Source organism: Streptococcus sp. NLN64 (genome assembly GCF_015831295.1).
Lineage (GTDB): Bacteria > Bacillota > Bacilli > Lactobacillales > Streptococcaceae > Streptococcus.
On sequence record NZ_JADXDQ010000028.1, the window covers coordinates 1 to 22,665 of the forward strand.

Here is a 22,665-nt window from a genome sequence, read left to right on the forward strand (position 1 = left end):
CCATAATTCGTAAGATTTCCTCCCTCAAAAGAAAAATTCTTGTTTTTAGCATTATTATTTGTTAGACTGAACATGTGGATTTCCTTTCTTTTTATATTTTTTATGCACTTATATCATAAAGGGGAAATCCTTTTTTGTCTAGTCGAATGTTTCACCCAATGGGTGAAAAGCAGAACCTTCCAGAAACCCTGTGATCAATACGGTTTCTGGAAGGTTTTTAAGTTAGGTATGAATAATTCGGGGTTAATACTATGTTCCAGTCAAACTAGTATTTAGGAAACTGTCTCTGCACCACAAGTCGCTAAAAATGCAACTAATGCAGCAACACCAACAATTCTTCCAGCAGTTGTAGCAGCTAGTTTAGCTGCTGCTGCTTCAAACTTACCAGCCTTGAATAAATTAACCACTCCTTTCAAACTACCTAGTGATATTGTTACCCCCCATGCTTCTTTAATACATCGTTGTATCCATGAAAAATCCGCTCTCTTACTTCGAACACTATTTGTAATCAATTCTGATTCATCACCACCATTAATGATAAAAGTCATTTCATCAATCTTTTGGTTTAATATGTCCTCCTTATCAAGTGATGGAGTGTTTATTAACTCATCATTTAAACTATCTTTTAAGAGATAAACTCCTTGAATGCTTACTGTATCATTTTGATAAAAATCAGCCACAATCAAATCATCGACAATAAATTTTTCTTTTAAGGAGTCATATTTTATCATGTTTTTGTAAATTGATTGTACCTCCCTCAATAGGTCTTCCTCAGTTTTAAGTTCACTTACATTTTCAACCTCAGCTCCAGTAGTAACTCCTATCGCCTCACCTGCTGCAACTGTTGAAGGGGTAATAGAACCAAGCAAAACCGACATTAATGATACTGAAACGAAAAAATTCCGAACTGTTTTCATTATCTATCCTCCTATCATCGCCAAACATCTCTAACTTCAAACCAAAGAATCGAGTTTTTAGACCTCCTTTCACAATCATTATCTTTGGTTACCTTTTCATTCGCTTTTTTTAGCGAAAAAAGTTATTCTAAAACAAAAAAAATCGGAACGGAGAGGACTATGAAAAAATACCAGTACAAACTCTTTCTAGCCTTGCGCTTAATGATCTACTTCAGTTTCTTTCTAAGCCGCCTTACACACCTCTCTCCCCAAATCCTCCTCAACACCCTCGTCAGCTTCTGTCTTTTCTATGATATTTGGGATTCTTATCAAAACTGGCGAAAGCTGAAATAAAAAGTAAAAACCAGCATGTTTCTTGATTGCATGCTGGTTTTTGACAACTGTCGAAATTAATAAGTATTCAGAATTTTATCCGCCTGTTTTTCGAATAAAAAGAAAAGACCTGCTCCTAAGAGCAAGTCCCTTCATGATTCGATTAAGCTTTGTTAGCTGAACCAAATACGTCGATACGATCTTCAACTGCACCTTGAACAGCTTTAATACCGTCTGCCAAGAATTTACGTGGGTCGAAGAGTTTTTTCTTATCGTACTCAGCTTCGTTTGCATCATAGTTACGTGCAAATTCACGAGTAGCATTTGAGAAGGCGATTTGAGATTCAGTGTTCACGTTGATTTTTGCAACACCAAGTTTGATAGCTGCAACAACTTGATCATCAGGAATACCTGAACCACCGTGAAGAACGATTGGGAAACCTGGAACAGCTTCTGCCAATTTTTCTAGGTGATCCAATGCAAGACCTTCCCAGTTTTCTGGGTATGGACCGTGGATGTTACCGATACCAGCTGCCAAGAAGTCGATACCAGTTTCAACCATAGCTTTAGCATCTTCGATTGGTGCCAATTCACCTTTACCGATGATACCATCTTCCTCACCACCGATAGTTCCAACTTCTGCCTCTACAGAGATCCCTTTAGCGTGAGCCAATTTAACAACTTCACGAGCTTTTTCAAGGTTTTCTTCGATTGGAAGGTGTGAACCGTCGAACATTACAGAAGTGTAACCAACTTCGATACACTCAAGAACGTCTTCGTAGTGACCATGGTCAAGGTGGATTGCAACTGGAACAGTGATTCCCATTGACTCAACAAGATTTTCAATCATGTTTTTAGCCAATTTGTAACCACCCATGTATTTTGCTGCTCCCATTGATGTTTGGATCAACACTGGAGCTTGTTTTGCTTCCGCTGCACGCAAGATAGCTTGAGTCCACTCAAGGTTGTTTGTATTAAAACCACCAACTGCGTAACCATTATCGCGAGCTGCTTGAACAAATTTTTCTGCTGAAACGATTGCCATGTAAACGGCCTCCTCTAATTTTTTTGGGGAAATTCCCAATACATTGTTTATTTTATCACGTTTACTGCCAAAATTCTAGCCCTATTCGTATTTTGCAATGAAAAAAAGCTAACCTTTCGGTTAGCTACTTTGCGGAGAGAGGGACTTGAACCCTCACGACCTAAAGCGGTCACAGGATCCTTAGTCCTGCGCGTCTGCCAATTCCGCCATCCCCGCTTGAATACTTAATTAGTATACCAGTCTGGAGATAGCTTGTCAATTGTTTTTTGAAAAAAATTTAGGAAATTTCTACTTTTTGAATCCAGCCTTCTGGTGCCGGACGATCCCCATATTGTATCCCAACCAACTCATCATAAAGGGCAGATACTTTTGGGCCTGCTTGGTCCCCTTCCGTAAAGCGATAGACTGTTTCCCCGGCCGTAATACTTCCGATCGGAGTGATAACCGCTGCTGTACCACAAGCTCCAGCCTCAACAAACTGATCCAAGCGATTAACGTATACGTCTCCTTCTTCCACGGTCATTCCGAAACGATGCTCCGCCAAGTAAAGGATAGAGTATTTGGTGATTGAGGGCAAGATAGAAGGTGATTGAGGGGTGAGAAGATGATTGTCAGCTGTAATTCCAAAGAAGTTAGCGGCTCCTACCTCTTCAATCTTGGAATGGGTTTCTGGATCTAAGTAAATGGCATCCGTATAGCCAGCTTCTTTGGCTAATTTTCCTGGTTGAAGACTAGCTGCATAGTTTCCGGCTACTTTTTGAGATCCGGTTCCCCGAGGAGCAGCACGGTCATAATCACTAATCACAAAGTTCCCCGGTTGCAAACCACCCTTGAAATAAGCTCCCACTGGCATAACAAAGATAGAAAAGATATACTCGCTAGCCGGAGCAACCCCAATACCATCACCAACCCCGAACATGACAGGGCGAATGTAAAGGGAAGCTCCCTTGCCGTAAGGGGGTACCCAGTCTGAGTTGGCTGCCACAACCTGGTGGACCGCTTGAACAAATCTGTCTTCTGGAAATGCCGGCATAAGGACCTTCTCAGCTGAGCGGTTCAATCGCTTGGCATTTTGATCGGGACGAAAGAGTTGGATGGACCCATCTTTGGTGCGATAGGCCTTTAACCCTTCGAAGCAAGTTTGGCCGTAATGCAATACATTAGAAGCTTCACTGATGGTCACCATTTTATCCGTTTCAATTCCACCTTCAGACCAGGCACCATCTTTATAATAAGCGCGATAGCGTTTTCCCGTATCGATATAGGCGAAGCCAAGATTATCCCAATCCATTGTTTCTGGTGTTAATTTTGTCATATTCTCTCTCCCACTAACGTGTTACTTCAAATTTAAAGATTTCAGGTGAGTACAATTTCAATACCTTTGTAAATAGCCAGTGAAGTGCATAGGCACTTGCAAAAGGAACCACAATCCAAACCACAAGCATCATCGGCAAACCAAGGCTTGGTAAGGATGCGATAGGACCGATAAGGCCAACAAGTCCAAAACCACCGGATGCGGGGGTTCCAGTTACATTCAAGAGGGCAACCGGGATGGCGCTAACCACCGCATTGGCCAAAAAGGCGACGGCCATGATTGGGCGACGGAAGAAGTTGGGCATCATCATCTTCATGGAGCCAAGAGCAATCGCCAGGGTAACACCAGGACGATTGACTTTCCAAGAGGAAACAACTAGGACTGCTGTTGTAGCGGCAACCCCCATGGCAGAGGCGCCAGCTGCCACTCCATCCAGACCAATAGCCAAAGAAAGGGCTACAGTCGAAAGTGGAGAGACGATAAAGAGGGCAAAGGACATGCCAATCAAGATACTCATTGGCAAAGGTGCCAACTCAGTAAAACCATTGACCAATTGACCGGCTGCTTGGGTAACTGCACTCACATAGGGAAGCGTCAAAACACCTACAAAACCGGCTCCTAGGCCCACCAGGATCGGAAGGAGAATCAGCGTTAAGGAACCCAAACGATCCCTAAGCACCCGAATGAACAAGACAGCAACTGCTGCAGTCAGCATGGTATTCAGCATATCCCCAACACCCACCAACTGGGTAGTAGCAACACCATCAACCGGCACTACCCGCCAAGCTCCAGAGCCAAGAAAAGCTGCGCCACCCACGGTTACCGCCTGCATGGGGTTCATCTGAAATTGTAAGGCAATCAAAACACCTGCCATTAAAGGCAAGCCATACTGGAAAACACGGGCAGCTGTTGCTAGCGGTTCCAGAGCGGTCCAACCATTGCCAATTAAATATTTGAAAATTTCACTAAGAACGGCATTGGGAATGAGAGCCACGATAACAGCCAAGGCTGTACCCGTTAATACGGCATTGACAAATGCCCAGCCAGTCATAGGTTGTTTCGATTCTGTCATAAAGACCTCCTACACATTTCAGAGAATTCTGAATATTTTTTATTTATTTTAGTTAAATTCCAGAAAATTGGCAAGAGTTTTTTGAAAATTTTTCCAAAAAAATTAAAAATCAAGGTCCAGAAATACTTAAAAGAGGTCAGGATTCGCCTCCCAACCTCAGACATGCTTTATTTACTTAAAGGGATCTCTTAATTGAAAACCACTTCCGGTCTGGTAAAATTGTCCGCCTGCTACGTAGTGAACTGGGCGATTTTCTGGTTCGACCTGATCCAAGTGCCAGCGTCCATCATGAAAAACGGAATCATCAGCCCAAGCGGCTACAATTCGCCCTAAAAAGAGGTCATAAACTGTTTGATTGCGCTCCTCAGGAATAATTTCACAGACAACCCAGGCCAGACAGTCTTCCAATAAGGGATATCCTTTTCCACTTGGATCAAAGAAAGACAACTGATCTACCTTCTCTTCATGAACATGACGACTTTTGGCAAGTTCAACAATTAAATCAGCTTGGGATGCGCGTGGAATTTGTAATACAAAGTAGCCACTTTCTTCCATAACCTTTCGGGTATAATTTTCAGAATCCATAACCAGACTTAAAATATCTGTGTCAACGGTTCCTACCCAACCCGCCGGCATAATATTTTTATCAGTAGCAGTCGCACTGGACACAAAGGTTACAGACGACAGGGCTAAAATACGGTGTGCTTTTTCTAGGGGAACTTCCCGAATCATATTTTTATCTCCAATGTGGAAAGAACTGGCTGTATCCAACCAGTTCTTCCTCTATGATTTTTATTTTTAGTATTTTTCTATTTTGCATTTTCAACCGCAGCCGTCACAAAGTCTTTATAGAGACCATCTGGACGGTTTGGACGGCTAGAGAGTTCTGGGTGGTATTGGCAAGCCACAAAGAATTTCTTATCTGGCAATTCAACAATCTCAGCTAGACGGTTGTCTGGGGAAACACCAGAAAAGACAAAACCAGCATCTTCAAATTCTTTGCGATAGGTATTGTTAAACTCATAGCGGTGACGGTGACGGCGTTGCACCACTTCTTGATTGTCGTAGGCTGCTGCAGCCTTGCTTCCAGGTTTCAATTTGGCTGGATAGAGGCCGAGACGAAGGGTTCCCCCCATATCTTCAACGTCTACCTGATCACGCATCAAATCGATAACTGGGTACTTGGTTTCTGAATTTAGTTCTGCAGAGTTGGCGTCAGCCATATTCAATACGTGACGGGCATATTCCACACAGGTCAACTGCATACCCAAGCAAACCCCAAGCATTGGGACATCGTTTTCACGCGCATAGCGAATCGCTTGAATTTTACCTTCCGTACCACGCTGACCAAAGCCACCAGGAACAATGATACCGTCTGCTGCGGACAAAAGCTCTTCCACATTCTCAGCGGTCACATCGTTGGCGTTGATCCAGTCGATTTTCACTTCTGCATCATTTGAATAACCGGCATGCTTAAGCGCTTCTACAACAGAGATATAGGCATCTTGAAGCTCAACGTATTTCCCCACAAGGGCGATTTTCACCTGTTTCTTCAAGTTCATAACCTTATCAACCATAGCGGACCATTCGGTCATATCCGCTGCAGGCGCGTCAATCTTCAAGTGGTCACAAACAATTTGATCCATATTTTGGGCTTGAAGGTTGAGTGGAATTTGATAAAGGTGTTCAACATCCAAAGATTCAATAACCGCTTCTGGCTGTACATCACAGAACTGAGCTAGTTTATTCTTGATTCCTTGACCAACCGGCTCTTCTGTACGGATCACCAACATGTTCGGTTGGATCCCCAAACCACGCAATTCTTTAACCGAATGTTGTGTTGGCTTGGTTTTCATTTCCCCTGCTGCTTTTAAATAAGGAAGAAGGGTTGTGTGGATATACATCACATTGTCTGAGCCAACGTCAGCCTTCATTTGACGAAGGGCCTCAAGGAAAGGCAAGCTCTCAATGTCTCCTACAGTTCCTCCGACTTCTGTAATAATCACATCAGAATCTGTGGTCAAAGCGGCCCGTTTGATTTTCTCCTTCAAAGCATCTGTGATATGAGGGATAACCTGTACAGTCGCTCCCAAATACTCACCCCGACGTTCTTTACGAAGGACTTCACTATAAATTTTACCAGTAGTTACGTTGGAATACTTGTTCAGGTTAATATCAATAAAACGCTCATAGTGACCCAAATCCAAGTCCGTCTCTGCACCATCGTCGGTCACAAAAACTTCCCCGTGTTGGTAGGGACTCATGGTACCTGGGTCAATATTGATATAAGGGTCAAATTTTTGGATGGTTACTTTAAGTCCACGGTTTTTCAAAAGTCGGCCTAAACTAGCAGCTACAATCCCTTTTCCGATCGAGCTAACAACCCCACCTGTTACAAAAATGTACTTTGTTGTCATGATTACTCCTTCATATTCTAGATAACTTCAAAATCAAAATAGGGAGGGAGACGGAACAACAAATCATTGGTCGGTCGTCTTCCACTCCCCTTACCTCACACTTAACAAGATTCCTTTTTAAAAATGGAACCTAAGCAGGACGCATGGTTTTGGAAAAGAATGCAAACAGAAAGGGAGGATTAGTCCTCTGAATCGTCATCCTCATCATCTGTTTCATCCACTTCAACATCATCACCCAATTCTTCTGGTGCGATTTCGTTGATTTCAGCATCGTAAGCTTCTGCTTCGTTCTTCTCATCATCTGGATTCTCATCATAGCTCATAGAATCCTCATCTTGCGCAAAGTTATCCTCGTCTTCTGGATCATCATCGCTGTAGTCGATGGTATCACTGTCACTGGCAATAAAGGCATTGACACGTTTTTTCTTACGTTGTTTTGGTGCTTCTTCATCGTCATTTTCTTCCAAGGCAATGATTTCTTCGTCAACTTCATCCACAGCGTACCAAGAACGAAGGCCCCACTTGTTATCACCAAGGGAGATAAAACTACCGTCGACGTTTAGTTCGGTGTAAAAAAGAGGAAGAGCTTCGCGAATCTCGCTATTGCTTTTCTCCAAATACTCTTGAATTTCATTGACTAGGTCACTAAAGTACATTTCATGATCGCGTCCACGACCTTCTAAGATGGCACGCGCCACTTCGATCATGGAAAGTTCACTTTTTTCCTGTCCAGCAAATACTTCTAATTCCAAAGTCGTTCTCCTTTTTTGTCATTCTCTTTATTGTACGCTATTTTTGAAGATTCGTCAAAAAAGAAAAGAGGCTGGACACCAGGCCAGTCCCTTTTCAGGATGTGGAAAATTATTTCGCATCCTTTATTTTAATTTGTTTAAGTACTCAAACGCAGTGGTTGATTGGTATCTTCGTTCATTTGTTTAAGTACTCAAACGTAGTCGTTGATTGGTATCTTTGTTCGTCATTTGACTCCGAAGATAACCTAATCAACTTTGCGGGGTGAGAGTGAAACGGTTTGGGGAGAAACCATTTCAGCTTACAATTTGAAAGAAAGATTTGTAACGAACTAAATTTTTAAACATTTAGTTCTGTCTCGCTCCCTATTTCACTTTTGCTGTTGAAGTGATCAATTCAACAGCTTTTTTAACAGTGATGTCGTGTTTCAACATGTCTGTTGAAAGAAGGTTGCGTACTTGGTCTGCTTCCATGCTGTAAGCTGCTGCCAAGTCTTCGATTTCTTTGTTGATTTCATCGTCGCTTGCATCGAATCCTTCTGCCTTAGCAATAGCTTCGATAACAAGGTTTGTTTTCGTACGGCTTTCTGCCTCTGCTTCGTATTGTTTGTGCAGGTCGTCTTCGGTTGTACCAGTGATTTGGAAGTACATTTCTGGTGAGATTCCTTGACGTTTCATATTTCCAAGGAATTCATTCATTGAACGGTGTACTTCTTCATGAACCATTTCTGATGGAAGGTCAACAATTTCAGCGTTTTCTACAGCTTTTTCGATAGCTGCTGTTTCAACAGCTTCTTTGTAAGCTTCTTCTTTGGCTGCTGCCATTTCTTTGCTGTATTTTTCTTTCAATTCAGCAAGAGTTTCAACTTCTTCGTCGATGTCTTTTGCAAGCTCGTCGTCAAGGGCAGGTACTTCTTTCCCTTTAACTTCATGAACAGTTGTTTCAAATTTCGCAGCTTTACCAGCCAAGTCTGCTGCTTGGTAATCTTCTGGGAAGGTTACTTCAACAGTCACAGTTTCACCTGGTTTTGCACCAACCAATTGGTCTTCGAAGCCTGGGATGAAGGATCCGCTACCAAGTTCAAGTGGGTAGTTTTCACCTTTGCCGCCGTCAAATTCAACACCGTCAACAGAACCTACAAAGTCAATCACAACTGTATCACCTTCAACAGCCGCATCTTCTTTGATCACCAATTCTGCCAAATTGTTGCGCTCACGCTCGATACGTGCATCCACTTCTTCTGCAGATACTTCTTTATCCGCTTCAACCGATACTTCTAGGTTTTTGTAGTCACCCAATTTTACTTCAGGTTTTGTAACAACTGCTGCAGAAATAGTCCAATCTTGACCTTTTTCCATTGAAACAATGTCAAATTCAGGTTGTGCAACAACCTCAACTCCTGCTTCCTTAACAGCTGCTTCATAAGCTGCTGGTAGAAGGGCATTCAAGGTATCTTGGTAAAGAGCTTCTTCACCAAAACGTTGGTTGAAAACGGCACGTGGAAGGTGACCTTTACGGAAACCTGGAACGTTCAATGAACCTTTCACACGGTTAAAAGTACGGTCTAACTCAGGCTTAATCACATCTTGAGCGATTGTGAATGTAAGCAATCCACGGTTTGTTTCTTTGTTTTCAAATTTCACAGACATGTAGTCTACTCCTTAAAATCTTTAATCTGTATTATTTTATCACAAGTAAGGGTTAACTTCAATGATTTTAGAGGGCTTTCTAAAATTTCCGAATCGGGTCTGGGGCATACTCAGCTCGAGCTCCGCCAATCAATTTCGGACGACTGGCAAGAGCTGTGACATGGGCCCCTCCCAGTTCACGTTTGGCGAGACGGACAGGCACTTGAACATGCTTCACATGCATCCCAATTGCGGTATCCCCAATATCTAAGCCTAGATCAGCAGTAATAAATTCCACAACTACGGGATCCTCGAAAATTTGCATAGCCGCCACTTGTCCACTACCACCAGCATGGGGAGTGGGAATCACTTGAACAATCTCCCAGCCCCGAGTTAAAGCCACGGAACGTTCCACAACTAAAGCACGATTCACATGCTCACAACCTTGAACAGCTAGGAAGATCCTCTGCTCTTTTAGAAAATGGTAGAGGGCCGAAACCAGACCACGGCCAACCTCCAAACTGGAATTGCGACCGATAAAACCTCCAACCACCTCACTGGTTGACAAACCCAGAACAAAAATAGAATCCGCAGGCGTCTGAGCCCGCTCTACAAGTTCTTGCGCCAAGGCTACTACATCAACTTTTAGTTCTTCCAAATCAGACATGGCTCCTCCTTAAAAGTTTGACCAAGATTTGGGCTAGCAGAAAACCCAAAAAACTCTGGATAAAGTTAGGAATCATTTCCGGTAAAGCTGCAGCTGGGCTATACATCAGACTAGAGGCTCCAGCATAGACAGTTACCATAAAGAGACTTGATAGCAAGCCCGACAACCAGCGAGATGGAATCAGCCCCTGCGCCAAACGACCTTGTCCTCCGTGAGCTAGGAGACTAAACAGACTCCACTGGGGATAGCCCAGTAAGAGGTCTAAGAGAAAACCTCCCAAACCACCAACTACGGCTCCTTGACGACCACCCAAATAAAAGGCAGCTGTATAAACTCCCACATCTAACAAGGAGACAAAGCCCGTAGCAGTGGGCAACTTGAGATAGCCTAAAACAACTGTGACTGCGATAAAAACAGCTATTTGACTCCAGTATTTTACATTAGTTGACTGCATACGGACTAATCCCCCATTCATCGGCAGCCGCTATCGCTGCCGTCACAAACTGCTTGGCTAGGTGACTGGCTTGAACCATATCCTGACCTAGCCCCAAATAAGTTGCCAGACTTGAAGCTAGGACACACCCACTCCCATTCATCGTCCCTTGGGCCTGAGGGACTTCCAAGTAAAAACCAGACTCCCCGGTCCAAACAAAATCCAGTGCCACAGCGCCAGGTAAACGAGACCCCGCTTTTAGATAGACAGCCGTCCCGAACTGACGGGCTAATTCCTCGCCCCCTGCTTGCAGGTCAGCCTGGTCAATCAAATCCCTCCCCAACAGCAACTCTGCTTCCCGAAGATTGGGAGTCATGACCTGGCTAAGGGCCGCTATTTTTTGAAAAATACTAGCCCATTGTCCCAGCACTTGGTCCTTCTTTTCTTTTAAAACCAAAACAGGATCAAAAACAATGGGGACCTGCGACCTATTTTTGAGCCAATGATAGACCACATCGGCGTGCTCAGGACTTGGAAGGAGACCAATTTTTATGGCTTCGAACGGAACAGCATCCAGACTGGTCAATTGCTGCCCCAACTGAAGTGGTGTCAGAGGCTGAACTTGAAATTCATCTTCAACTATCGCCGTTACACACGTTACAGCCGCGAAGCCCTTGGCTCCAAGCTGGGTAATCGTGGCTAAATCCGCTTGCAGACCGCCACCTGAAAAGATATCGCTACCGGCTATGGTTAGGATCTTGGTCATAATGAATCTCCTTGAGATAAAGGCCCTGAGGGGCTGCAGTTGGGCCAGCCAGCTGGCGATCCCGTTTCTCCAGAATCAGAGAGACCTGCTCCACCGGCATGCGGCCATTACCAATCTTGAGCAAGGTGCCGACCATATTGCGAATCTGCTTATAGAGAAAACCATTTCCCGAGAAGGTAAAGCGAAGCAAATGCTGCGCTTCATTAACTTGCAAATTCACAGCTGTGATCGTCCGAACCTTGTTTTCTACAGATGTCCCTGACGCCGTGAACCCCGTGAAATCATGCGTCCCTTTAAGGAATTGCATCGCTTCTCTCATTTTTTCGAAATCCAATGGGTAAGGGAAAGGCGTTGCTTGATAGCGCATGAGGGGATTCTTGGGCCGACCGTAGTCTACCAAGAACTCATAGGTTTTGTGATGAGGCCAATAACGAGCATGGAAATCGTCTGACATCAACTCCACCAACCGAACGGAAATATCCTCTGCACTCTGGGTATCCAGCGCAAAACGCAATTTTTCCACATCCCGCTTCCCCGGTAAATCAAAATGCACCACTTGACCAAAAGCATGGACACCAGAATCCGTACGCCCCGCCCCGTGGACCTGAACCTCTTGCCCACTAGCCAACCGCGTCAAGGTCTTTTCCAATTCCTCCTGCACCGTCCGTGCCTGAGGTTGACGCTGAAAACCAGCAAAATCCTTGCCATCATAAGCAATCACAGCCTTGTATCTGTATTTTTCCATGTCCCTATTTTAACAGGAAAGCCTTGACAGAACAAGGCAGAGAACAGAGAGCGAAAAAAAAGAGGCTGGGTTCAAGCCCCAGCCTCAATCGTTTTTTATCAGACTAGATGAGTTCTCCGAAGAAATCTTATTGGTTGCGAACTGCGTTCGCTCTTTTTGTCGCCTTAAAAATGGTCACAACGGACCTTTTTTTAGGCTCCTTACAGACTAGATTCCTTCTTTGAAGGAATCTTATACTCATTACATTTCAAAATCTGAATGTGTTAATCCTCTTCGCCGAACGTATTGATTGCGTGCTTTGCACGCTTTATTGATAAGATTCAACAGGTCTCCCAGACCTGTTGAACTGTCTTCATCGGATTGATGGCAAGCGACGCTTGCTTCATTACCTATAAATTTTAATCCAATTCCTGGATTAAAATTCGTTTCAGATTTCGAACTGTTTCGAGTATTATAGGTTGCGAACTGCGTTCGCTCTTTTTGTCGCCTTAAAAATGGTCACAACGGACCTTTTTTTAGGCTCCTTACAGACTAGATTCCTTCTTTGAAGGAATCTAGTCTGCATCAAACATTTTTTCAAAGAAGTTCTTTTTCTTCGGTTTGACTTTGAGGTCACCGGCGTTGGCAAAGTCCATTAGGGCTTTGCGTTGGTTGTCGTTGAGATCAGTTGGGGTGTCAACAACGATGGTGACATATTGGTCTCCTTGGGCTCCGCCACGGAGGCTTGGCGCACCTTTTCCACGGAGGCGGAATCGTTTACCGGCTTGGGTTCCTTCTGGAATGGTTAGTTCAACATCGCCATGAACGGTTGGGACATCAACGGTATCCCCCAAAGCTGCCTGCACAAAGTTTAGATGCAGACTGTAGTGGATTGTTGTTCCATCTCGTTCAAATTTGTCAGAAGCCGCAACTTGGATAACTACAAAGAGGTCTCCATATGGTCCACCATTATAGCCCGCTTCACCTTGTCCTGATAAACGGATTTGTTGATCGGTTTCGACACCAGCTGGTACACGAACCTCAACCGTATGGGCTTGATTTTCACGACCAGTTCCATGGCAGGTAGTACATGGGTCCTTAATTTCTTGTCCACTTCCATGACAGACATCACAAGTTACCTGACGACGCATCATGCCAAGCGGAGTTTGGGTATCCACGTTGATAACACCAGCTCCTCCACAGCGGCTACATTTCACAGGACTTGTACCTGGTTTAGCACCAGACCCATCACAAGTATGACAGGAAGACTCCCGATTATACTTGATTTCCTTGGTAACGCCAAAAACAGCTTCCTCAAAGGTCAATTTCACACGGTATTGAAGATCATTCCCCTGGCGTGGTGCATTCGGATTACGGCTACCACCGCCCATGCCGCCACCAAAGAAGCTTGAAAAAATATCTTCAAAGCCACCAAAGCCTGCACCATCGAAACCAGAGAATCCTTGACCTCCACCGAAGCCCCCATTAGCACCCGCTGCTCCAAATTGGTCATACGAAGCCCGTTTTTGCTCATCTCCTAGAGTCTCATAAGCTTCCTGGATGTCCTTATATTTTTGTTCCGCCCCATCCTCTTTATTAATATCTGGGTGGTACTTTTTAGACAACTTCCGATAAGCCTTTTTGATCTCATCCTGAGAAGCAGATTTGGAGACCCCTAGACGCTCATAAAATTCTGTATTGTTCAATTTCCTTACCTCTCACTAACTTGCTGACCCTAGCCAAAAACAGAGGTTGGGCAAACAACCTCTGTTTCAGTAACAGCCTCGCTATCTTACTTTTCAGTAAATTCACCGTCTACAACGTCGTCGCCTTGGGCTGCGTTTGTTGCGCCTTCAGCTCCTGCTTGGGCTTGTTGAGCAGCTGCTGCTTGCTCATACAATTTTACTGCTAGGGCCTGAGCTTTTTCGTTGAGAGCTTCCAATTTCGCTTTCATGTCGTCCAAATTGTTGGCTTCTTGTGCTGCTTTCAATTCGTCCAAAGCAGTTTGTGCTTCCGCACGCTCTGCTTCAAATTGACCTTCTGTGTCTTTCAAGGTTTTTTCAGTTGCGAAAATGGCTTGGTCAACTTCATTGCGGAGGTCAACTTCTTCTTTCCGTTTCTTGTCTGCTTCTGCGTTAGCTTCTGCGTCTTTCATCATGCGATCGATTTCTTCATCAGTCAAGCCTGAGTTAGACTGGATCACAATGGTTTGCTCTTTTTGAGTACCAAGGTCTTTCGCTTTAACAGAAACGATACCGTTTTTATCGATGTCGAAGGTCACTTCGATTTGAGGGATACCACGAGGTGCTGCAGGGATATCTGTCAATTGGAAACGTCCAAGCGTTTTGTTATCCGCTGCCATTGGGCGTTCCCCTTGAAGAACATGGATATCTACGGCTGGTTGATTGTCTGCTGCAGTTGAGAAGACTTGTGATTTAGAAGTTGGGATTGTTGTGTTGCGTTCAATCAAGGTTGTGAAGACACCACCCATGGTTTCGATACCAAGTGACAATGGAGTAACATCAAGAAGAACAACGTCTTTCACGTCACCAGTGATCACACCACCTTGGATCGCAGCACCCATCGCTACAACTTCGTCAGGGTTAACAGATTTGTTTGGTTCTTTACCAGTTTCAGCCTTAACAGCTTCCACAACTGCTGGGATACGTGTAGATCCACCAACAAGGATCACTTCATCGATTTCAGAAAGAGATAGACCTGCATCTGAAAGGGCACGACGAACGGGTTCTTTGGTACGTTCTACCAAGTCACGTGTCAAGTCATCAAATTTCGCACGAGTCAAAGTCATTTCCAAGTGAAGCGGTCCTGCTTCTCCAGCTGTGATAAATGGCAAGCTGATTTGAGTAGAAGTCACACCTGAAAGATCTTTCTTAGCTTTTTCAGCTGCATCTTTCAATCGTTGCAAGGCCATTTTATCTTGGCTCAAGTCAATGCCGTTTTCTTTCTTGAATTCTTCAACCATGTGGTCGATAATCTTCTGGTCGAAATCGTCACCACCAAGTTTGTTATCTCCGGCTGTTGACAATACATCGAAGACACCGTCACCCAATTCAAGGATGGATACGTCGAAGGTACCTCCACCAAGGTCAAAGACAAGGATTTTTTCTTCTTTGTCTGTTTTATCCAAACCGTATGCAAGCGCAGCTGCAGTTGGCTCATTGACGATACGTTCTACTTCAAGACCTGCAATTTTACCTGCATCTTTTGTTGCTTGACGTTGAGCATCGTTAAAGTAAGCTGGAACAGTGATAACGGCTTTGGTTACTTTTTCACCAAGATACTCTTCCGCATAACCTTTCAAGTATTGAAGGATCATAGCTGAGATTTCTTGTGGGGTGTAGTCTTTTCCGTTTGCAGAAACTTTTTCAGAAGTTCCCATTTTGGATTTAATGGAAATGATGGTATCTGGGTTGGTTACCGCTTGGCGTTTTGCGGCATCACCAACGATGATTTCACCGTTTTTGAAGGAAACAACAGATGGAGTTGTACGGTTTCCTTCTGGGTTTGCGATGATTTTTGGCTCAGTTCCTTCAAGAACTGCTACTGCTGAGTTTGTTGTACCTAAGTCAATACCAATAATTTTAGACATATGTATTACCTCTTTTGTTTTTTCTTCTCTATCGTTACTAGTTTAATGACATTTCGGTCACATAGGATACAAAGCCCGTTAAAAGCTCAAAGGAAAAATAGGAGATTGACGCTGTGTTGCTCAAACACAAGGAAATCTATCTTTTTTCCATAGAGCTTAGGGCGTGTTCACTTCATTTAGACCCAAGCCCCATAAGACTAAGTTTCTTATGCATAGACAACGACCATTGCTGGACGTAAAATACGGTCATGCAATTTATAGCCTTTTTGGAAGACTTGAGCGATCGTGTCCGCTGGGTGGTCTTCGTCGGCTGGTTGGGTTTGAATGGCCATGTGGAAGTTGGGATCAAAGTCGCCAGAGGCGTCAATTTCTTCGATTCCTTCTTCTTTCAAGGCGTGGATGAGGCTTTCTTGAACCATTTCCAAGCCTTTTTTCACATCGTCAGTCAAGCCTTCAACGGCCAAGGCGCGTTCAAGGTTGTCTAGGGAAGGTAGAATCGCTTTCCCTAGGTCTTGGCTGCGGTATTTTTGCAATAATTGGCGTTCTTCTTGTCCGCGGCGTTGGATGTTTTGCATCTCGGCCACAGCCCGCAGGTGTTTGTTTTCAAGTTCGTCAATCTTGGCTTGGGCCAATTCGAGTTCAGATGGCTCAGCCGTTTCTTCTGTTACTTCTTCCATTTCTTGTTCAAGTTCTTCTTTGATTTCTTCAGACACAAGAATCCTCCTTAATGCACTTCATAATGGTTGCTACTGAGGTAGCGGTAGAAATCCGTCAGCTTCATCGTCATGACGCGGCTGACAGCTTCAATTAGACTAAGCAAACGTTGGTAATCGCTATTCACTGGCCCCACCAGACTTAGAAGTCCATAGCCTCGATAAGGGATTAAGAAGCGCTTGCTCATGAGACTCAAATCAGCTAACAGTTGACTGGAGGAATCCGCAATTCGAATCAACTGCTCCTGATTCTCCGACCAACCTTCACGTAGCTCAAGTGCCAGCTGTTGTTCATGGGTGAAAAAGCGATAAGTTTCCAGCCCCACTTCCTGCAGCAGGTGCTCCTGGCCTGATATCACCACTTCTTCTGCGAAAAGTTCCGAGAAGATATGTTCAATTAAAGCAGCTACATTATCAGGCGAAAGGAAATAGCGTTGGACCACTTGCGGAATTTCCGTGCGAATCTTGTAGTGAATCGAAAGCACTGACTCTCCCAACAAGCGATCCCGAACCATGTCCCTGAGCTGGTAGAGGTGCTCCACCAGAAAATTCCGGGGAATCACCAGCTCCTTGGTCAGGATTCTGGAATCATCTAGGGTCATAACAACCAAGGCTGTGTGCGACCCTAGAACGACTAAATCAAATGCTGTCAACCTTTGATGACTAGGCTCGACGTCCAGTACAAAAGCGGTTAACCCTGTCATCTCTGACAAGAGGTCGGCTCCTCTTTGGAAAATATCCTTCAATTGAAAGAACTCATCATCAAAGGCTTTGAGAATTTGAAAAACTTCCTCTGGGGGAAGGGTGGTCAAGGCCATGGAGTTTTCAACATAATATTGATAACCCGCAATACTTGGTTTACGACCACTGGAAGTATGGGACTTTTCTAACAAGCCCAACTTTTCCAAAGCCGCCATGTCATTCCGAATAGTTGCACTAGAAGAAGCAACCCCCTCCTGCAACCGCTTGGAACCTACTGGCTCATGGGTCTCTGTAAACAGTTCAATGATCATCCTTAGGATGGTCTCTTGTCTTTCTGTAACCATGCTCCCTCCATTGGATTAGCACTCAAACCATCCAAGTGCTAACTTATGATTCTATTATACAGCACGGATTCTCCCTGTCAAGAACTTTTGCTCAAAAAATTAGCACTCTTTCCAAAAGAGTGCTAATTTCGGGTTGCAACCTCAAAAAAGCCTGATATAACAGGCTTTTCTGACTCTATCAGTCTCAAGACCGATTTTTCTCTAAATAAGCGCGACCCGTTTCCCGGTAGGACAGATCCCCTACTTCCATAACTGTAAACTGGCCATTTTCATAACGAAGTCGTGTGACTGAACCATTGTCCAAAGCCACAAAGCGCTGACCTGCTAATAGATACAGGATGGTTCCAATACTCATACCGTGGCTAACCACAATCGCATTCCCGCCACCAGCCTTCTCCATTTTTTCCGCTAAATCTGTGATCCCAGCCAAGAGGCGATCGCGAAGAACCTCCCAGGTTTCAGCCCAGCCGGCTGTATCTGCCTGGTAAATCGCCTTAGCCATATCCTCATAGGACATCTCCTCTAAATTCTCCACACCCGCTAAACGAGGAAGCAAACCAAAGAAAAGATCACCATCATAAACCCCATCATTGGAACCAAACGACCACTCACGAACGCGTGGATCATAGTTGTAAGGAATTTCTCCTTTCAGACCTAGTTCTGTTAAGATAATATCCATGGTCATGATGGTTCGACCAAGATCTGATGACACTGCTCTATGAAAGGAAATCCCTTTTTCTCGAAGGCCAATTCCCAATTCTCGAATCCCAGCCTGCCCCTGTGTTGTCAAAGGAGTATCACTCCACCCCTGTGCACGGTGAATCGTGTTAAACATGGTCCGACCATGTCTTACTAAATACAAATCTGTTGCCATCTATCTTCCTCCTATTCATACTTAACTAATTTCAAAATCAGAATACTCACAGAATTTCAAAAAAATGACGAGGAAAGCCGATGAAGATTGAACTAAAGTTCATCAAAGAGGCTTGACAAAGTCAGATTTTGAAATTCAATGAGTATCAAAACCTTCTAGTGCTTTTTCCAAAACTTCCAAGGAAATTCCAAACATGGCCAAACGCTTAGGCAGCTGCTTGCCATTGGAGTAGCCAATTCGTAAAACTTCACCGATATACTCCCGCCGTTTCCGACTATCTGTCCCACCCAAGAGACCTAGACGCATCAAATCTGCTTGAGAAATCAACTCCTGCTTGTCTGGAGAGCGCCCTGTAAAAGCCGCATCTAAGGCTTCTTTCAAAGCTTCAAAATCCGCATGTTCAATTCCTAAAGACCGGCCAGCCGTTTTAGACTTAGGAACCGCCTCCCCTCGCTTAAGGAAAGCTTGCCCGACTTCTGGTACGGCCTGACTAATCATCTTGCGAATCCGCTCCCCTTGGTAATCCGGATCCGTAAAAACAATCACCCCCCGCTGTTCCTGCAAACGAGCAATCCGCTCAATATCCTCTCGAGACAGAGCAGAACCACGGGTTTCATAGGTATCTACATGAAAAAAACGCTTAAGATTCGCTGTATCATCGCGACCTTCTACCACAACCACTGGACCAATTACGGGCTTCATCGATGCTCACCATCCAGTCCGAAAACTTGCCATGCATTAGCAGAAGTCGCTACTACCAACTCTTCCAGACTGATCCCCCGCAAGTCTGCCACCTTCTCCGCTACATAGCGGGTATAGGCCGTCCGATTTTCCTTCCCTCGATAGGGTACTGGGGCTAGGAAAGGAGCATCTGTCTCTAACAAAATCCGATCTAGGGGCAGATTTGCCGCTGCCTCTTGAATCTCTAGCGCTTTTTTAAAGGTGACCACACCTGAAAAAGAGATCCACATCCCTAATTTCATAAATTTTTCCGCCATCTCCAAAGAACCGGAATAAGAATGCATAATCCCACCACGAGCAGGAAGTCCTTCATCCGCTAAAATGGCGTAGGTGTCATCCAATGCATCCCGTGTATGGATGACCACCGGCAAATCCAACTCCTTAGCTAAACGAATCTGCCGCCGGAAGACTTCCTCTTGCACCTCTTTGGGAGCCGTCATCCAATGATAATCCAGCCCAATCTCGCCCAGAGCCACCACTTTCGGATACCCCAGAACCTCACGTAGATAGTCTTCTACCTGGTCATCATAGCTTCCCGCTTCCGTCGGATGCCAACCCAAGGTCAAGTAAATGGAGTCATCAGCCTCTGCTAAAACCAAGGCTGCCTCAATCGATTCCCGATCAAAGCCCACCACATTGTGCCAGACCACACCCAACTCACGCGCCAGCTCAAGCTCCTCCTCCAACCGACCCGCAAACTGCTTCAAATTTAGGTGAGTATGTGTATCAAAAATGTTCATAAGTCTAACTCTCTATCAAAAAAGAGACAGTCCTACCAACCGCCTCTCTTATTTTGCTTTAAGTACTATTTCGCAGTAGTTGATTAAAATCCTCATTCACTCTATCGTTTTGACGATTTCGAATCAACTGTGCGGGGGCAAAACTAAGGAATCAAAGATTCCAGTCTTGCTCCCAAAAATCAGTAGACTCGAGTTTCTACTGATTTTTCAATCATTAAGCTGAAAGAACTTTACGTCCTTTACGACGACGTGCTGCAAGCACACGACGACCGTTCTTAGTAGACATACGGTGACGGAAACCGTGTTTACGTTGACGACGAATTTTACTTGGTTGATAAGTACGTTTCACGATGTGTACCTCCTCTTAGATTCTTTGTATTTGTTTAGCCGGCTAGTTTTGATCAGTTACTAAACATACCTTGCTATTTTAAAGGAAAATTGACGGGTTGTCAAGGGAATCGAGCAGGAAAAAAACTTGTAGCGATAAAAACCACAGTTTTAAGAATGATTTTGCTTTAAATCAGGAATGTAAACGTTAAGAATACAAATCTCACAAGTATTTCTGCAGGAGATCCTCGAGTCTACCTCCAATTAAATCAAGAAATCCTCCCCTTTTTTCATGGATATATTTCTTAGCTGTAGAAAACTCTATAAACTCAAATTCATCTTGCTCCTCTGAATCCAAGTTCTTCATTAATCCATAATCACGTAAAAAACAAAGAGACATCCCGTTATATACAAAAAGAACTTCTTTCAAATCCTCTAAATCCACATTTCCCCCTTGATAGAATCGCAATAAAACATGAAAAAGCGAAAAAAACTCATCCGTGATAAAGTCAAAACGATTAAAGTCTTTTGTAGAGATTTGCTTTTCAGAATGTTTCGCCCTGACACCAAAGTCAAACGACTCTGCGAACAAGTAATGTTCGGCAAGCCCCACATCTATCTTTATCAGTGATTTAATAAAATCCATGTCCCCAGCACCTTTATTCATACGTAAATATCCAGCCAGAACCAAGTTCTTTCGAATATCCAAATCTAGGCGTTTACGTGCACTTTCCTTAAATCCATCAAACTCATCATTCTTCACTCGACTCCTTAAATCGTGAAGTCGATCCATAACCTCCCCCATATCGTCGATTTTCTTGGCCACTAATTCAAGCGAATCATTTTGATTAACTCTGCGTAAATATTTCGTTATTCTCTTCTCAAGCTCACTCAACTCAATTCGATAGGCTACCTGTGGTTTCATTTGCGAACCTCCTTACTCACTCAGCTTCGATGACTCTTTGACCCTTATTCCAAAAAAGGGAAAAGCTATTTCTTCTTTCCCTTTTTACTTGCATTCTATCTTCAAAGTGCTATTATAGTGTTATAAGAGGTGGTCAGACGACCACCAAGTAGCGCCGTTTAAGACGGTGACTCAGTAGATTAACAAAAAAAGCGTTAACCTTCGCTTCGTCAAAGTTTTCGGTTAACGTTTTTTGTTGTGTTTACCTCGTTTTTTGATAGAGTAGAAATTGTACAAAACATTTGCCGTCATGACAAGTTTGTACAAGAGCTCTATCAATTCGAGCACTGACATGAACGTCTCCTTTCTTTTAGGGTAAGAAATGCTAGCCTGCGTAATCCGTATCCGCATAGGCATCACATCCTTTCTAAAGTAAAAGGAGTCACCGAATGAACTTCGCTACCCTTCCATTTTAACAAATTAATTTAGAAAAAGGAAAGATTTATCGGTTTCGAAAGTGAAGATTTTATTCAAAAAATAATCCCCCAATATAACCCGACTTCCATCAGTAAATGTGGTAAGAATTTAGCAGGAGGAGAATGTATGTCAGAGAAAATCATTGATGTAGTTGCTGCCGCCATTGTCAAAGACGGCAAAATATTCTGTGCTCAGCGCCCCGAGGGAAAAAGTCTCGCCGGATACTGGGAATTTCCTGGTGGGAAGATTGAATTAGGAGAAAATCCTGAGCAAGCTCTTATCCGTGAAATCAAAGAAGAATTTGCCTCCGAAATCCAAGTGGTGAGCTTCATTAACGAAGCAAGCTATGATTATGAATTCGGAACAGTTCGCATGAAAACATATCTATCCAGATTGCTATCAGGTAATTTAGATCTATTAGAGCATCAACAATCAGTATGGCTAACGCCTGAGCAACTCTCAACCCTTGATTGGGCTCCTGTTGATATTCCAGCTGCAGAGCTACTTGCAATAAAAGAAGTGGATCACCTTTAGGATCCACTTCTTTTATTTTTCTGTAATATACCGATACAAAGAGGGTTCAACCGAATTTACTAATTCGAAGATCATAGAAACAAGTTTTCCATTTTCCCTCTGAACTTCCTTAGCTGAACCTGGTATGACCCGAACCGGACCCAAATAATAAAATTCTCCTTTTTCCGAATCGTCCTTTTTAACAAACATTTCCAAACGTAAGTCATTTTCATCAGAGTTTAAAATCTTACTTACATCACGTGACTTAAAGCTCCGATTGTTTTTTGAATACCACCTCATTGTACTCTCACTTAGAAATTCATCTTCATATTTTATAGTATCACTTATATCGTCATCTTTATGATAGGTAACAAAGATTGGACACGAATTCGAATAATCATCGATCACATAACCACCAATATTTTGTGGTGTATTGTCTTTTTCAAAATTCAAGAACTTGAGAGCATCCCTGCGTGTATAACGTTGACCAATCGTTAACAGGTCAGGATAGCTAGTGCTCTTCTCAAGCACAACTTGCAAAACATCTATAAACCCCAATTATTCATACCTAACTTAAAAACCTTCCAGAAACCGTATTGATCACAGGGTTTCTGGAAGGTTCTGCTTTTCACCCATTGGGTGAAACATTCGACTAGACAAAAAAGGATTTCCCC

The 22,665-nt window shown here is 43.7% G+C and carries 23 protein-coding genes and 1 tRNA gene; 1 reads left to right on the forward strand and 23 read right to left on the reverse strand.

The annotated features are described in order from the left end of the window. Positions 1–272 precede the first annotated feature (272 nt). From I2503_RS05360 to I2503_RS05465, 22 genes are all read right to left on the reverse strand, one after another. A complete protein-coding gene (locus I2503_RS05360) occupies positions 273–917 on the reverse strand; it encodes a hypothetical protein (protein WP_196967288.1) in 645 nt (214 codons plus the stop codon). A gap of 475 nt (positions 918–1,392) precedes the next feature. Further along, complete coding sequence (locus I2503_RS05365) at positions 1,393–2,274, reverse strand: class II fructose-bisphosphate aldolase (RefSeq protein WP_196091011.1); 882 nt, start codon at positions 2,272–2,274, stop codon at positions 1,393–1,395. Positions 2,275–2,404: 130 nt separating this feature from the next. Next, positions 2,405–2,490, reverse strand: a tRNA-Leu gene (locus I2503_RS05370). A gap of 61 nt (positions 2,491–2,551) precedes the next feature. After that, entirely contained in the window at positions 2,552–3,589 is a 1,038-nt protein-coding gene (locus I2503_RS05375) for a branched-chain amino acid aminotransferase (protein ID WP_196967289.1), read from the reverse strand. A 13-nt stretch (positions 3,590–3,602) separates the two neighbouring features. Beyond that, on the reverse strand, positions 3,603–4,661 hold the full coding sequence (locus tag I2503_RS05380; RefSeq protein ID WP_196967290.1) for a PTS sugar transporter subunit IIC: 1,059 nt from the start codon (positions 4,659–4,661) through the stop codon (positions 3,603–3,605). A gap of 171 nt (positions 4,662–4,832) precedes the next feature. Further along, positions 4,833–5,432, reverse strand: a complete 600-nt coding sequence (locus tag I2503_RS05385; protein WP_196092097.1) for a flavin reductase family protein — start codon at positions 5,430–5,432, stop codon at positions 4,833–4,835. A 38-nt stretch (positions 5,433–5,470) separates the two neighbouring features. Beyond that, positions 5,471–7,078, reverse strand: coding sequence for a CTP synthase (locus tag I2503_RS05390; protein WP_196967291.1), 1,608 nt, complete (start codon positions 7,076–7,078; stop codon positions 5,471–5,473). A 179-nt stretch (positions 7,079–7,257) separates the two neighbouring features. Beyond that, entirely contained in the window at positions 7,258–7,830 is a 573-nt protein-coding gene (gene rpoE / locus I2503_RS05395; protein ID WP_196092095.1) for a DNA-directed RNA polymerase subunit delta, read from the reverse strand. Between the two features lie 363 nt (positions 7,831–8,193). Further along, positions 8,194–9,477 (reverse strand): trigger factor, encoded by a 1,284-nt coding sequence (tig, locus tag I2503_RS05400; protein WP_196967292.1) that lies wholly within the window; start codon positions 9,475–9,477, stop codon positions 8,194–8,196. Positions 9,478–9,556: 79 nt separating this feature from the next. Further along, complete coding sequence (locus tag I2503_RS05405; RefSeq protein WP_196967293.1) at positions 9,557–10,123, reverse strand: TIGR01440 family protein; 567 nt, start codon at positions 10,121–10,123, stop codon at positions 9,557–9,559. After that, entirely contained in the window at positions 10,116–10,577 is a 462-nt protein-coding gene (locus I2503_RS05410) for an ECF transporter S component (RefSeq protein ID WP_196967294.1), read from the reverse strand. Before I2503_RS05410 ends, I2503_RS05405 begins: the two co-directional genes overlap by 8 nt. Then, positions 10,564–11,322, reverse strand: a complete 759-nt coding sequence (locus tag I2503_RS05415) for a bifunctional hydroxymethylpyrimidine kinase/phosphomethylpyrimidine kinase (RefSeq protein WP_196967295.1) — start codon at positions 11,320–11,322, stop codon at positions 10,564–10,566. The genes I2503_RS05410 and I2503_RS05415 overlap by 14 nt, the downstream gene beginning before the upstream one ends. Next, positions 11,294–12,067 carry a tRNA pseudouridine(38-40) synthase TruA gene (gene truA / locus I2503_RS05420; protein WP_196967296.1) on the reverse strand — a complete coding sequence of 258 codons (774 nt, stop codon included), beginning with the start codon at positions 12,065–12,067 and terminating at the stop codon, positions 11,294–11,296. The genes I2503_RS05415 and truA overlap by 29 nt, the downstream gene beginning before the upstream one ends. A 554-nt stretch (positions 12,068–12,621) precedes the next feature. Beyond that, on the reverse strand, positions 12,622–13,752 hold the full coding sequence (dnaJ, locus tag I2503_RS05425; protein ID WP_196967297.1) for a molecular chaperone DnaJ: 1,131 nt from the start codon (positions 13,750–13,752) through the stop codon (positions 12,622–12,624). An 86-nt stretch (positions 13,753–13,838) separates the two neighbouring features. Further along, positions 13,839–15,656 carry a molecular chaperone DnaK gene (gene dnaK / locus I2503_RS05430; protein ID WP_196967298.1) on the reverse strand — a complete coding sequence of 606 codons (1,818 nt, stop codon included), beginning with the start codon at positions 15,654–15,656 and terminating at the stop codon, positions 13,839–13,841. Positions 15,657–15,862: 206 nt separating this feature from the next. Continuing rightward, positions 15,863–16,369 (reverse strand): nucleotide exchange factor GrpE, encoded by a 507-nt coding sequence (grpE, locus tag I2503_RS05435; protein WP_196967299.1) that lies wholly within the window; start codon positions 16,367–16,369, stop codon positions 15,863–15,865. A gap of 11 nt (positions 16,370–16,380) precedes the next feature. Continuing rightward, positions 16,381–17,415, reverse strand: coding sequence for a heat-inducible transcriptional repressor HrcA (gene hrcA / locus I2503_RS05440; RefSeq protein ID WP_196967300.1), 1,035 nt, complete (start codon positions 17,413–17,415; stop codon positions 16,381–16,383). A gap of 184 nt (positions 17,416–17,599) precedes the next feature. Continuing rightward, positions 17,600–18,289: a histidine phosphatase family protein gene (locus I2503_RS05445; protein ID WP_196967301.1), complete on the reverse strand. Its 690-nt coding sequence runs from the start codon at positions 18,287–18,289 to the stop codon at positions 17,600–17,602. A gap of 135 nt (positions 18,290–18,424) precedes the next feature. Then, entirely contained in the window at positions 18,425–18,991 is a 567-nt protein-coding gene (gene rnmV / locus I2503_RS05450) for a ribonuclease M5 (protein ID WP_196967302.1), read from the reverse strand. Then, positions 18,988–19,770: a TatD family hydrolase gene (locus tag I2503_RS05455; RefSeq protein WP_196967303.1), complete on the reverse strand. Its 783-nt coding sequence runs from the start codon at positions 19,768–19,770 to the stop codon at positions 18,988–18,990. The genes rnmV and I2503_RS05455 overlap by 4 nt, the downstream gene beginning before the upstream one ends. Before the next feature lie 214 nt (positions 19,771–19,984). Next, positions 19,985–20,119: a 50S ribosomal protein L34 gene (gene rpmH / locus I2503_RS05460; protein ID WP_002885866.1), complete on the reverse strand. Its 135-nt coding sequence runs from the start codon at positions 20,117–20,119 to the stop codon at positions 19,985–19,987. Positions 20,120–20,320: 201 nt separating this feature from the next. Beyond that, positions 20,321–21,022, reverse strand: a complete 702-nt coding sequence (locus I2503_RS05465) for a hypothetical protein (RefSeq protein ID WP_196967304.1) — start codon at positions 21,020–21,022, stop codon at positions 20,321–20,323. A 582-nt stretch (positions 21,023–21,604) separates the two neighbouring features. On the opposite strand from I2503_RS05465, the gene I2503_RS05470 reads away from it, so the two are divergent. Then, positions 21,605–22,012, forward strand: a complete 408-nt coding sequence (locus I2503_RS05470) for a (deoxy)nucleoside triphosphate pyrophosphohydrolase (protein WP_196967305.1) — start codon at positions 21,605–21,607, stop codon at positions 22,010–22,012. Between the two features lie 12 nt (positions 22,013–22,024). On the opposite strand, the gene I2503_RS05475 is transcribed toward I2503_RS05470, so the two are convergent. Continuing rightward, a complete protein-coding gene (locus tag I2503_RS05475; RefSeq protein ID WP_196967306.1) occupies positions 22,025–22,549 on the reverse strand; it encodes a DUF3427 domain-containing protein in 525 nt (174 codons plus the stop codon). Between the last annotated feature and the right edge of the window lie 116 nt (positions 22,550–22,665).